The organism is Candidatus Pelagibacter sp. RS40 (assembly GCF_002101295.1).
Taxonomy (GTDB): domain Bacteria; phylum Pseudomonadota; class Alphaproteobacteria; order Pelagibacterales; family Pelagibacteraceae; genus Pelagibacter.
This window is the reverse complement of the sequence record NZ_CP020778.1, coordinates 707174-720249: the sequence shown is the minus strand read 5'-3', so window position 1 is coordinate 720249 and position 13076 is coordinate 707174. Positions and strand designations below refer to the sequence as shown.

12 protein-coding genes and 1 tRNA gene are annotated in these 13076 nt (G+C 27.9%); 5 read left to right on the top strand and 8 right to left on the bottom strand.

Features of this window, described 5'->3' with window-relative positions:
- The 3 genes from def to B8063_RS03810 are packed head-to-tail and all read right to left on the bottom strand — an operon-like array spanning position 1 to position 2442.
- Positions 1-525 (bottom strand): peptide deformylase, encoded by a 525-nt coding sequence (gene def / locus B8063_RS03820; RefSeq protein WP_085069662.1) that lies wholly within the window; start codon positions 523-525, stop codon positions 1-3.
- A 20-nt stretch (positions 526-545) separates the two neighbouring features.
- Positions 546-2282: a hypothetical protein gene (locus tag B8063_RS03815; protein WP_085069660.1), complete on the bottom strand. Its 1737-nt coding sequence runs from the start codon at positions 2280-2282 to the stop codon at positions 546-548.
- Positions 2257-2442 carry a hypothetical protein gene (locus B8063_RS03810; protein ID WP_085069658.1) on the bottom strand — a complete coding sequence of 62 codons (186 nt, stop codon included), beginning with the start codon at positions 2440-2442 and terminating at the stop codon, positions 2257-2259. The genes B8063_RS03815 and B8063_RS03810 overlap by 26 nt, the downstream gene beginning before the upstream one ends.
- Before the next feature lie 56 nt (positions 2443-2498).
- Here B8063_RS03810 and B8063_RS03805 point away from each other — a divergent pair, with 56 nt between their 5' ends.
- Together B8063_RS03805 and aroB are read left to right on the top strand one after the other, a co-directional pair.
- Positions 2499-3011 carry a shikimate kinase gene (locus tag B8063_RS03805; RefSeq protein WP_075521793.1) on the top strand — a complete coding sequence of 171 codons (513 nt, stop codon included), beginning with the start codon at positions 2499-2501 and terminating at the stop codon, positions 3009-3011.
- Entirely contained in the window at positions 2998-4104 is a 1107-nt protein-coding gene (aroB, locus tag B8063_RS03800; RefSeq protein ID WP_085069656.1) for a 3-dehydroquinate synthase, read from the top strand. Before B8063_RS03805 ends, aroB begins: the two co-directional genes overlap by 14 nt.
- On the opposite strand, the gene B8063_RS03795 is transcribed toward aroB, so the two are convergent.
- On the bottom strand, positions 4093-4353 hold the full coding sequence (locus tag B8063_RS03795; protein WP_085069654.1) for a BolA/IbaG family iron-sulfur metabolism protein: 261 nt from the start codon (positions 4351-4353) through the stop codon (positions 4093-4095). The two genes, aroB and B8063_RS03795, sit on opposite strands and share 12 nt — an antisense overlap.
- A gap of 20 nt (positions 4354-4373) precedes the next feature.
- Between B8063_RS03795 and B8063_RS03790 the strand changes: the two genes are divergently transcribed.
- From B8063_RS03790 to B8063_RS03780, 3 genes are read left to right on the top strand one after another with little or no spacing between them, the layout of a single operon-like run.
- Entirely contained in the window at positions 4374-4901 is a 528-nt protein-coding gene (locus B8063_RS03790; protein WP_075521790.1) for a J domain-containing protein, read from the top strand.
- Positions 4891-5865, top strand: a complete 975-nt coding sequence (gene cobS, locus B8063_RS03785; protein WP_075521789.1) for a cobaltochelatase subunit CobS — start codon at positions 4891-4893, stop codon at positions 5863-5865. The genes B8063_RS03790 and cobS overlap by 11 nt, the downstream gene beginning before the upstream one ends.
- The gene (locus B8063_RS03780; RefSeq protein ID WP_085069652.1) at positions 5866-7668 is read left to right on the top strand and encodes a cobaltochelatase CobT-related protein; all 1803 of its coding nucleotides are present in this window, start codon (positions 5866-5868) and stop codon (positions 7666-7668) included. It abuts the gene before it with no gap.
- Here B8063_RS03780 and B8063_RS03775 read toward each other — a convergent pair.
- The 4 genes from B8063_RS03775 to lepA all read right to left on the bottom strand — a co-directional run bounded on the left by B8063_RS03775 (position 7665) and on the right by lepA (position 13076).
- Positions 7665-8942 (bottom strand): ActS/PrrB/RegB family redox-sensitive histidine kinase, encoded by a 1278-nt coding sequence (locus tag B8063_RS03775; RefSeq protein WP_085069650.1) that lies wholly within the window; start codon positions 8940-8942, stop codon positions 7665-7667. The two genes, B8063_RS03780 and B8063_RS03775, sit on opposite strands and share 4 nt — an antisense overlap.
- 1 nt (position 8943) lies before the next feature.
- Positions 8944-10998 carry a DNA gyrase subunit B gene (locus B8063_RS03770; protein ID WP_085069648.1) on the bottom strand — a complete coding sequence of 685 codons (2055 nt, stop codon included), beginning with the start codon at positions 10996-10998 and terminating at the stop codon, positions 8944-8946.
- Between the two features lie 169 nt (positions 10999-11167).
- Positions 11168-11257, bottom strand: a tRNA-Ser gene (locus B8063_RS03765).
- A 7-nt stretch (positions 11258-11264) separates the two neighbouring features.
- Entirely contained in the window at positions 11265-13076 is a 1812-nt protein-coding gene (lepA, locus tag B8063_RS03760; RefSeq protein ID WP_085069646.1) for a translation elongation factor 4, read from the bottom strand.

Genomic DNA, 13076 nt, shown 5'->3' with positions numbered 1-13076 from the left:
TCAAACAATAATTCTATCGGGCTTTTCTTTTTGTTTTGAAAGCTTTTTGATAATCATTGTTTTTTTTAATTTTGATAAATAATCTATAAATAGTATTCCCTCTAAATGATCCATTTCATGTTGGATACATGTTGCCAACAAACCCTCTGCATTCAAAACTTTTTTTTTACCGTTATAATCTAAATATTCAACATCACATTTTTTTGGGCGATCAATTTCTGCAAAATAATTTGGAACTGATAAGCAACCTTCTTCATATGTTGAAAGTTCAGTATTTTTATTTTTGATAACTGGATTTACAAAGTACAAAGGATTTTTTTTTTCTTCACCTTTAGAAATATCCATAACAATAATCCTCTTTGGTATACCTATTTGAATTGCGGCTAACCCTATTCCATTTGCAGCGTACATTGTGTCTAGCATGTCATCCATCAATTTCTGTTCATCTTTACCAACCGAAATTACATCTTTGGATTTTTGCCTTAATATTTTATTAGGTTCTGTGATTATCGTTTTAATTGACATAACTAATTTTATAACAAATTTTAGACTTTTAAAGGCAGAACTTTTAGTAAAATTTCATTCCTCAAATCTACCAGTTTTAATTCATTCAAAATACTAACAATGTAATCTACAGATTCTATGCCAAGATCTTCTAAATTATCTTCTCCAATAATTTCAGAAATTTTTAAAAGTACCAATCCAGTTTCTCCATTTACAATCATGGTATTTATTTCAGATGGTAAATTATTGTTGTAATCATACAACTTTTGATATTTTCTCAATATTTGAACTCCGTCTGATTTTAGTGACTCTACTGCAATTATATCCTTTAAAGAAAAAACATATTTTTTGTTTTTTTTTATTTTTTTAAGTAAATCATTGGTCTCCTTTTCTACCTGGGGAAGACTTGTTTTATTTTGAAAATAGTTCAAAACTTTTGATTGATGAAAAACTTTATTATTCAATTTAATTTTGAGCTCAGCAAGTTTCTCTGGCTCTTTATTTTTCATAAAAAAAGTTGTGTAATTTGAGGGTATTTCATCCTCTGGGATATTTTTTAGAAGACTTGCAAGTTTTTCATCAAAAGCATTAGGTAGATTTGATTGATCAAATGATTTTTTTAGTAAAGAAAGCAAATTTAATTTCTTAGGGATTTCACTGGTCAATAATAATCTTTGATATAATAATGCTCTTGCTTCATAATCTTCAAGCAGTTTATATGCATTTCTATAATTTAGTAGTTGATTGATATCAAATTGAAATCTCATATATAATTTAAACAAATCCTCTTCTTTGTAAACTTCATCGTTAGTTGCTATCTCAATTAATTTAATTTGTTCTTCATTTTCTATATCAACAAACTCTGCATTTTTAAGTAAATTGGATGTCGCTAAATAGTTCCATATAAATTTAGGAGTTTCAATTTTGGGTTCATACTCAAAATTCTTGATAGTTTTGTGCGATAAATGAAAATAAAGAATATTTTTTTCTGATAGTTCTTCATTTGATTTTTTATAACCCATTAAAATATTAAATTTATTTACAAAAAATTTATCTAAATCTCCAAGTTCAGTTTTAAGATCAAATAATAATTGTGCTTCGTCTCTCCTATCTTGATGTATTAAACAATACATTTTAAAATTTGTGAGGTAATCGCTAGAAATTAAATTTGTTATCTCAAATATTTCACATGATTTATCTAACTGAGAATTTGACAAATAATGGTCCACATAAAATTTGATTAATTTTTCACCCTCAATTAAATTTGGGTTTTTAATTAGAAATTCTTTTATTAAATCGAAATTTTCTTTTTTAATTAAATAATCAAACTTAAAGTCCAAAAATTCTTTTGAGGAAATATTTGTATTTGGAATGTAAGAGTTTGTTAATAATGCAATATCAAGGATCTTTTCTGAAAATTTTGACAAATCCTTTGAAGTTAAATTTTTTAAAGTGCTTTTGATATCTTCTCCATTGCTATTTGACCACATATCTATTGATAGTCCATTTTCTTGAGGATCATATAAACCAGCTAGTTTAATGTCTGATACACTTAAGGAGTTGTTTACTAATATTTTTTCGTTTTGTTGTTCAATTTTTATTCCTTGAATAACGTCAGTGCTATCTTCATTTTTATTTTGAATTATAGATTGATCTTCAGGGATTTCTTTTTTTTCAATATTCCAAATATCTACTGGCTCATTGGCTTTTATATTATTTATTGGATTACAAACTAAAAATACAAAAAAGAAACTACTTAATTGTTTTAAAATTTTCATTAGGTATTACTTTTTCAATTTTTTTATTTGGTGCTGGAAAATCAACTTTAGCAACAAGAACAACTCCAATAAAAAGAACAATAACTACTAAAATAAGTTTAATTAAAAATTTACCTATAGCGAATATTCCACCTGTGCTTGTTTTTTTTGTGAATTGCATATAGTTTAAGTAATTTCAGAATAAGACATATTTGTGTTTTTTCAATATAGAAACCTATGAAATCAAAAAAAAACATCGTTTTAGTCGGTATGATGGGAGCTGGAAAATCCTCAATTGGAAAATTATTGTCCAAGAAAATTGGATTTGATTTTGTTGATATCGATAAATTAATAGAAGAAAAAGAAGATAAAACTATTGTAGAAATATTTAGAATAAATGGTGAAAAGTATTTTAGAGATTTAGAGGAAAAGATTTCAATAGAAAAATTAAAAAATACTAATCAAGTGATTGCCTTGGGTGGAGGTGCATATTTAAATAGAAACATCAGAAAACAAACTTTAGCTAAATCAACTAGTTTTTGGTTAAACTGGAACTCATCTACACTAATAAAAAGAATTAAAGATAACAAAAAAAGACCATTAGTTTTAAATTTAAAAATAAATGAGATAAAGAAATTGATAGATGAAAGATCAAAAATATATATTTCGTCTGATTATAAAATTAATTGTGATAAGCTTGATAAATTTGAAATTGTAAAAAAAATAAAAGATATATATGAAGGCTCATAATCTTAGTATTAATACTAAAACAAAAAAATATTCTATTTTTATTGGTTCAAATTTAATCTCAAATATAAACAGAATTTTTACATCACAAAAATTATCATTTTCTAAAATTTTGATTGTAGTGGATAAAAATGTTCCTATTAAATTTAGAAAAAAGTTAATCAGTAATCTAAAAACTGACCTGAAAAAGATTCATATATTTAACCCTAGTGAAAAGAACAAAAGTCAAAAAACTGTTGAAATTATTCAAAACATTCTTTTTAAGAATAGATTTAATAGGGATGATTGTTTAATTGCATTTGGAGGAGGTATCACTGGAGATGTTGCTGCATATTCTGCAAGCACATATAAAAGAGGTATTAAATTTGTTAACATTCCCACAACTCTGTTGGCCCAAGTAGATTCCTCTGTAGGTGGGAAAACAGGTATTAATAATTCATATGGCAAAAATCTAATTGGAAGTTTCTATCAACCTGACGCTGTGGTATCAGATATAAATTTACTAAAATCATTAAATACAAGAGAAATTATTTGTGGATATGCTGAAATATTAAAAAGTAGCCTATTAGAGAGCTATCAAAGTTTTAACTACTTAGACAAAAATATTAAAGATATTTTAAAGCTTAAAGAGCCATTTATAAACAAAGCTGTTCTCAAGAGTTGTAATTTGAAAAAAAAAATAGTTCAAAAGGACGAGACAGAGAAAAATTTAAGAAAAGTTTTAAATCTAGGACATACATTTGCACATGCTTATGAAAGTTGTCTAGGATTTTCAAAAAAACTAAATCATGGTGAGGCAGTTATAATTGGAATTAATAATTCAATCGAATTTAGTAAAAAGCAAAATTTGATAAATATCAAATCTTATAAGTCCATTAAAAATCATATAAATAAAATACCATTAAATAAAAGTTTTAAATCATTATTTAAGAAAAAAGATATAAATAAAATTATATCCTTTATGAAATCTGACAAAAAAAATAGCTCAAAAAAAATTAATTTAATATTATTTAAAAATTTTGGGAAAATAAAAACCGATTTTCAAATCACTGAATTTTCTTTAAAAAAATTTTTAAATTCGCAACTAATTAATTAAAATCTGTAACGAATGTATATATTCTCTCATTTCATTCTCCAATATTTTGAAAATTAGTCTGTTAGATTGAACTTTATTCATTTTTTTTAGTTTTTCTGACTTAATTTTTAATTTTATATGAAATTTTTTAGGATCATTATTTTTATGATTTTTATGTAAAAAGGATTTATCTTCTAAATAAATTTCTTCGACTGATTGATTTTCTAGGATTTTTTTTTTTACTATTTCTGAAAGTTGATTAATATCCATTTTAATAAATATTATACTACATGAAAAATATCTGTGATTGGAACAATTGTTTTGAGGAAGGGTTATATAAAGCGCCCAAAGAAAGAGATAATAGTAAAAATTTTAGATTACTATGTTTAGAACATGTAAAAGAATTTAATAAAAATTGGAATTATTTCTCTGGTATGAATGATCAGCAGATAATGGATTTTTTGAGATCAGATTTAACCTGGCACAAACCGACGCAGAGCTTTAGCTCGTCAGATAATTTTTTTAAAGTTTTATGGAATAACGCGCTAAAAGATGAAATGGATAAAATGAAATTTGATAATGAATTTAACCATATGAACAAATTTAAGTTTAATAGTAATGATATTAAAGCATTTGGAATACTTGGAGTATCGGTAGGACTAAAATGGGAAAAAATTCAGGAAAAATTTAAAAAACTTGTTAAAAAATTTCACCCTGATATGAATTCTGGAAATAAAAAATTTGAAGATAAACTTAAAGTAATAACTTTAGCTTATACTCAACTTAAAAATACTTATAAGGATAGAATTGACACCTAATATTGAAAAAACTCCAGATATAAAATTATCAGTTAACCAAACTTTTGGTTTTGAAAGTGATATGGAAGTTGATGCATTTTCTGAAAAGTCAGAATATGTGCCTGAAATAGATAAAAGCTATAAATTTGATAAAGAAACAACTCTAGCAGTCCTAAGCGGTTTTGCTTTTAATAAAAGAGTTTTGGTTCAAGGCTATCATGGTACTGGAAAATCCACACATATTGAGCAAATAGCTGCGAGATTAAATTGGCCATGTATTAGAATTAATTTAGATAGTCATGTAAGTAGAATAGATTTAATTGGTAAAGATTCAATTGTAATTAAAGACGGGAAGCAAGTCACAGAGTTTAAAGAAGGAATCCTTCCTTGGTCTATTCAAAATCCAGTTGCTCTTGTTTTTGATGAGTATGATGCTGGTAGACCAGATGTAATGTTTGTAATTCAAAGAGTATTAGAAGCAGAAGGAAATTTTACATTATTAGATAAGAATAAAGTAATAAAGCAAAATAAATTTTTTAGATTATTTGCAACATCAAATACTGTTGGTTTGGGCGATACAACTGGATTATATCATGGAACACAACAGATAAATCAAGGCCAAATGGATCGATGGAATATAGTTACCACATTAAACTATCTGGGTTTAGAGAAGGAAATGGAAATCATTTTAAGCAAAAACAAAAATCTTAATAATGCTAAAGGTAAAGAAAAAGTCTCTAATATGATTAAAGTAGCAACACTTACGAGAAAAGGTTTTATGGCTGGTGATATTTCAACTGTTATGAGCCCACGTACTGTTTTGCATTGGGCAGAAAATTCAGAAATATTTAAAGACACTGGATATGCATTTAGGGTTACATTTTTAAATAAATGTGATGATGTAGAGAAAAATATTATTGCTGAATACTATCAAAGATGTTTTGGAGAAGATTTACCCGAGTCAATGATAAATGTTCAAGTTTAAATGAACAAAGAAGACAGTTTCAAAGAAAAATTTAAGCAAGCAATATTATCAACCGTTAAAGTAATCTCTGAAGATAACTTTTTAAATCCTAAAAATAAGAAACAATTAAATGAAGAAAACCTTAAGGTAAATGACATTGAAAATATCAAAGATAAAAATGAATTTATAAAAATAAGAGCAGAAAATGATTCTGAAGCTTTAAAAAGAAAATTTTCAAATAAATCAATCTTTGAAAAAAATATGCCATCTAATCATAGTTGCCAATCGTTATATAAATTGTCTGAAAAAATTAGATATGAAATGTTAGGATCGGAAATGTTAATGGGAATTTCAAAGAATTTCCAAAAGAACTATTCAAATAAATTAAAAAAAATTGATCTTACAAAAATTAAAAAAAAAGACGATGTAAATATTTCAGATGCATTTGAAATTTATATGTTAGACAAATTTTTAAAAGTACAAATTGAGCCAGAGGCTCAAAAAATTTTAAGTTTTTGGGAGAAAGAGTTGAGGGATACTTTTGATAAACATATTACTTATTTAAATAAAAACTTAGAAAATCAAGAGATCTACAATTCAAAATTTTCAGAAATATTAGAGAATATGGAAATTTTTGATAATGAAGAAAATGACGAAAAAAAAGAGACTCAAGAAGATAATAACCAAGATAATTCAAGCTCTAATAATCAAGATGATAACGATTCAGATAGCTCTGAAGATAAAAAAGAAGATGACTCTTTAAATGAAGGAGTAGATGGTTTAGACGACATAAACGAATTTAGACTTGATGAACAGACAACCAGTGAAGAAAATGAAAACCAACAATCTGAAAGTGTTGTTCAGAAGAAAAATTTAGGTGTTGGAGATAGAGATTATAAAGTATATACAACCGAATTTGATGAAGTTGCAAAAGCTGAAAACCTTGAAAGCCCCGAAGAAATTTCTAAGCTCAGAAAAAATTTGGACCAACAGCTAACAAGTTTCCAAGATATTATAACTAAACTTGCAAATAAGTTACAACGTCAATTATTAGCAAAACAAAACAGAGCATGGGAATTTGATTTAGAGGAGGGTTTATTAGATAGTTCTAAATTACCTAGAATTATTATTGATCCGTATAATTCCTTATCATTCAAAAAAGAGAAAGACTTAGATTTTAAAGATACCGTTGTAACATTATTGATTGATAATTCTGGATCAATGAGAGGTAGACCAATTACAATTGCCGCTCTATGTGCTGATATTTTATCTAGAACTTTGGAAAGATGCTCAGTGAAAGTTGAGATTCTTGGATTTACAACAAAAAACTGGAAAGGTGGATTGTCTAGAGAGGAATGGAATAAATCTGGTAAAACAAAAAATCCTGGAAGATTAAATGATTTAAGGCACATAATTTATAAATCGGCAGATACACATTGGAGACAATCAAAGAAAAATTTAGGACTTATGCTTAAAGAAGGTCTTCTAAAAGAAAACATTGATGGAGAGGCTATTACTTGGGCATTTAATAGACTTAAAAAAAGAAAAGAGGAAAGAAAAATTATGATGGTAATTTCTGATGGTGCACCAGTAGACGATTCAACTTTATCAGTAAATTCTGGAGATTTTCTTGAGAAACATTTAAAGAAAATTGTTAAGTTTATTGAGAACAAAAGTGATATTGAAATTTTAGCAATCGGTATTGGACACGATGTTTCTAGATATTATCAAAAAGCAATAAAAATAACTGACGTTCAAGAATTAGGAGATGTGATGATTGGACAATTAAGTGGATTATTTGAGAATAAAAAAAAATTACATTAAATATTTGCTAAATTTTTATTCAGCCATTCTATTTTAATTTCTGCACCACCTCTTGTCTCTGAATTTCTAAATAATAGTTTAGCTTCATTTTTCTCAAGTAGAGTTTTACCAATAAATATCCCTAAACCTAAGCCAGACTTACTTTTATCCTTTGATTTTATTGATTTAATATAGGGTTCACCAATTTTACTAAGAACATCTTTTGGAAATCCTGGTCCATCATCTTCGATTGTTATTTCAGAGACCTCACTATCACTTTTAATTGCAATATATATGTTATTTTTGGCGAATTTATTCGCATTACCAATAAAGTTTCTAATCCCATACACAATCTCAATTGATTTTGTAACGTTGAATGAGTTAGCATTTTGTTCGATATCAATATCGAAATTTTTATCGGAAATTTCTTGGAATGATGTAACTATTTCTTTGACGTAATCGTGCAAACTCAAGTCTTTATCAATAAACTCATCCTCTACGATTGGATTTAATGTTAATCTTTTTAATATCTCATTACACCTATCTACTTGGCTTACAAGAAGGTCGATATCCTTTTTTACATCCTTATCATTTTTAAATTGTTCAAACAATTCTTGTGATATTATCTTAATAGTTGAAAGAGGTGTTCCTAATGAGTGTGCTGCTGCTGCAGCTTGGCCTCCTAAAGATATAAGCTCATGTTCTTTAGAAATTTCCTCTTGTATCTTATCTAAAGCTTCTTTTCTAAGATTTGATTCTTTTCCAAATGATAAAGCAAAATAATTTAGAAATAATAAAGCTATAATTAATGCTAAAGGGATTGAATAATAAATATAAATGTTTGTAATTGATTGGTCTAGTGGTGCTGGTAAATGCTCATGGTAAAAAGTTAGTAAAATTATACATAAAATTGTAAAACCTATAAGTATAATATTTGTTTTAATATCTAAACTGGATGAGGCAAACACACTTGGTATTAATAAAAATATAGCAAATGGATTTAATATTCCACCTGATAAGTATAATAAAGCCGCTAATTGAATAATATCTATTAATAGAAAATTAAAAGCTGATCTATTTGATAAGTGTGTTTTCTTGTAAAAAAAAATTAAAAATAAATTACTTATTGCACCAATCAAAATAATTAGGTTGGCAAAAATATAATTGAATTCAAAATCGAATATAAATCTAACACTATTTATAGTTATAAATTGACCAATGATTCCTATCCATCTTAAATTTATATAAGTAGACTTATTCAAGGAGTAAAGTTGTGAAGTTTTTCCAAACTCCATTTTAAATGTCTAAATTTGAAACATTTATTGCGTTATCAACAATAAAATCTTTTCTTGAAGATACATCGCTTCCCATTAAAGTTTGAATAAGGTCTTGGTCTTTTTGCGAATTCTTTGAGTATTGTACTTGCAGCAAATTTCTAGTTTCAGGATCCAGTGTTGTGCTCCATAATTCTTCTGGGTTCATTTCTCCTAAGCCTTTAAATCTTTGAATATTCAATTTTGATTTTTCTTCTTGTAAAGATTTTTCAAAATCCTTGGACCCCTTTTTTATTTTTTTTAGATCTTTTGAATTTTTTACTATGAAGTCCTCTAATTCTTTCTCATCCTTGATGTAAATTCCTTTAGATCCTTTATTAATTTTAAATAATGGTGGTTGAGCTAAATATACATGACCATTTTCAATTAACTTATTGAATGGTTTATTATTAAAAAATGTGAGTAATAAAGCTCTAATATGTGATCCATCGACGTCAGCATCTGTCATTATAATTATTTTTCCGTATCTCAAATCTTTTAAATCAATCTCATCGTTTTTAGGATCAAGTCCTAAAGCATTTATCAAAGTAACTATTTCATTTGATGACATCATTTTTGATAATGCCTTTGTCCTTAGATCATTTGTATGTCCATTTTTTTTTGATCCATTTAACTCCGTAAAAGTATTAAGAATTTTTCCTCTTAAAGGTAAAACTGCTTGATTTTCTCGATTTCTTCCTTGTTTTGCTGATCCACCAGCTGAGTCACCCTCAACTATGAAAAGTTCAGTACCATCTTGTTTTGAATTTTGACAATCCGCCAACTTACCAGGTAAACCACTTAATTCTAACGATCCTTTTCTCCTAACATTTTCTCTTGCTTTCCGTGCAACATCCCTAGCTACGGCAGCTTGTATAATTTTTGTTAGAACTATTTTAGCAACAGACGGGTTTTGATCAAACCAAATTGAAAGTTTTTCACTTATAATTGTTTCTACTATATTTCTTACTTCAGATGATACTAGCTTATCTTTAGTTTGAGACGAAAATTTTGGATCAGGTATTTTTACAGATAACACACAAGTTAAACCTTCCTTAACGTCATCACCCGATAAAGAAACTTTATTTTTTTTTAAAAGATTTTGTTCAGATGCATATTTATTTATAACTCTAGTTAATGCACTTCTAAATCCTAACAAATGTGTTCCACCATCTTTTTGATAAATATTGTTTGTATAAGGGAATACATCTTCATTATATCCAGCGTTCCATTTTAAAGAACACTGAACATCAATTTTGTTTTTAAGACCTTCAATATAAATTGGTCTTCTAAACAAATCATTGTCACTTTTATTTTTTAATTTTTCTCTTTTTTCGTCAAGAAATTCAACAAATTCGACAATTCCGCCATCAAATTTAAACTCAACAATTTTAGGTTTTTTTTGAGTTAGATCAGTTAATATTATTTTAATACCCTTATTTAAAAAAGCTAATTCTCTCATCCTTTTTTGCAAAGTTAAAAAGCTAAATTTGTTTAAGGAAAATATTTCTTTAGATGGTAAAAATTTTATTTCTGTACCTGTATTTTTGGATTTACCAACAACTTTTAAAGGTGATTTTGCATCACCATTTTTAAATTCAATAAAATGTTTTTTTCCATCTCTATCTATAGTGAGTTCAAGTCTCTCAGATAATGCATTTACGACAGAAACACCAACTCCATGTAAACCACCTGAAACTTTATATGAGTCGTGATCAAACTTTCCACCAGCATGTAACTGGGTCATTATAACTTCAGCTGCTGATTTTTTTTCACCCTTATGAATATCAACTGGAACCCCTCTTCCATCATCTCTAACTGTTACAGATCCATCTTGATTAATATCTACTGAAATATTTTTACAGTGTCCTGCTAAAGCCTCATCAATAGAATTATCGACAACTTCGTAAACCATATGATGTAGACCCGTGCCGTCATCGGTGTCGCCTATATACATGCCTGGTCTTTTTCTTACTGCTTCAAGTCCTTTTAAGACTTTGATGGAGTCTGCCTGATAAGTGCTATTATTTTTTGCCATTTTTATTTTTTTTGGAAAGGATTTTTATACCATTTTTGGAATTTTTAATAAAATTCAGAAGGTATTTAACAGTCAAAAACTGTTGATAATCATAGCTTTTTTGACGTTTTTTAGTTTTTTTTTCTTCTTTTTAAATTTAGTGAAATAATCAGCATTTTTGACTCTAATATGGCGGAGAGAATGGGATTCGAACCCATGAAAGAGTTTCCCCTTTACACGCTTTCCAAGCGTGCGCCTTCAACCGCTCGGCCACCTCTCCAAAAAAATCAACTTTCTTTTGAAATTTTTAATACACCTATAAATGCCTCTTGTGGTATTTCAACTTTTCCGAATTGTTTAGCTCTTGCTTTTCCTTTTTTTTGTTTTTCAAGAAGTTTTCTTTTTCTATCTAGTGCTCCTCCACCATGTATCTTTGTCAATACATCTTTTTTAAAGCCTTTTATGGTTTCCCTTGCAATAATTTTACCTCCAATAGCAGCCTGTATAGGTATCATAAAGTTGTGTCTTGGAATTAAATCTTTCAATTTTTCACAAACTTCTCTTCCGGTTGATTGCGCAAAGTCTGTATGTATCATCATTGCAAGCGCATCTACTGGTTCTGAATTTACCAAAATGCTCATTTTTACTAAATCACCTTCTCTGTGTCCTATTATTTCATAGTCAAAACTTGCGTATCCGCTTGTCATTGATTTTAATCTATCATTAAAATCAAAAACAACTTCATTTAAAGGTAGTTCATAATTGACAACTGCTCTGTTTCCTGAATAGCTTAAATTTGTTTGTATTCCTCTCTTGTCTTGGCATATTTTTATAATTGAACCAAGATATTGATCAGGTGTGATAATAGTTGCTTTAATCCATGGCTCCTCTATAAAATTGATTAGTGTAGGATCTGGCAAGCTTGATGGATTCTGTAAATCATTTACATCACCATTGTTCATATGAATTTTATAAACAACACCAGGAGTTGTTGTAAGAAGATTAATATCAAATTCTCTTTCTAATCTTTCAGTAACAATTTCTAAATGAAGTAGACCTAGAAACCCACATCTAAAACCTAATCCTAAAGCAGAGGAAGACTCTGGCTCATAAGAAAAACTAGCATCATTTAATTGTAACTTAGCTAAACCGTCTTTTAATTTTTGATATTCTGAACTATCTACTGGAAACAAACCACAAAATACAACTGGTTTACTTGGTTTAAAACCAGGCAAAGCCTCTTTAAGTGGATAATTTGCATCACATATAGTGTCACCAACTTTTGTATCAGATAAAACTTTTATGCCAGTTGTTATAAAACCAATTTCACCTGCGTTTAACTCACTTATGTCTTTAGGTTTAGGTGTGAAAACACCAACTTTTTCCACAAAATAATCTTGGTTTGTAGACATCATTTTAATTTTCATATTTTTTGATATTTTTCCGTCTATAACTCTTACCAAAATCACCACTCCAAGATAAGTGTCATACCAACTGTCAACTAAAAGACATTTTAATTTATTATTTGCCTCTCCTTTTGGACCAGGAAGTACATGAATTATTTGCTCTAATATATCTTCTATACCTTCTCCTGTTTTTCCTGAGCAGGGAACTGCTTCAGTGGTATCAATCCCTATAACATCTTCAATTTGCTTATTTGTTCTTTCAATATCAGAAGCGGGTAAATCTATTTTGTTTAAGACAGGTATTATTTCATGATTTATATCAAGTGCTTGATAAACATTTGCAAGTGTTTGTGCCTCGACACCTTGAGTGCTATCAACAATTAAAATTGAGCCTTCGCATGCATATAATGACCTACTAACTTCATAACTAAAATCAACATGTCCTGGTGTGTCAATTATATTTAAAACATAATTTTTTCCATCTTTAGCTTTATAGTTTAATTTTACTGTTTGTGCTTTAATTGTAATTCCTCTTTCCCTCTCAATATCCATAGAATCTAAAACTTGTGCCTTCATTTCTCTATCCGTAAGCCCGCCACATTTGTGAATTATTCTGTCAGCTATAGTTGATTTACCGTGATCTATATGCGCAATAATAGCAAAATTTCTTATATTATTAATTGTAGTTGTCAT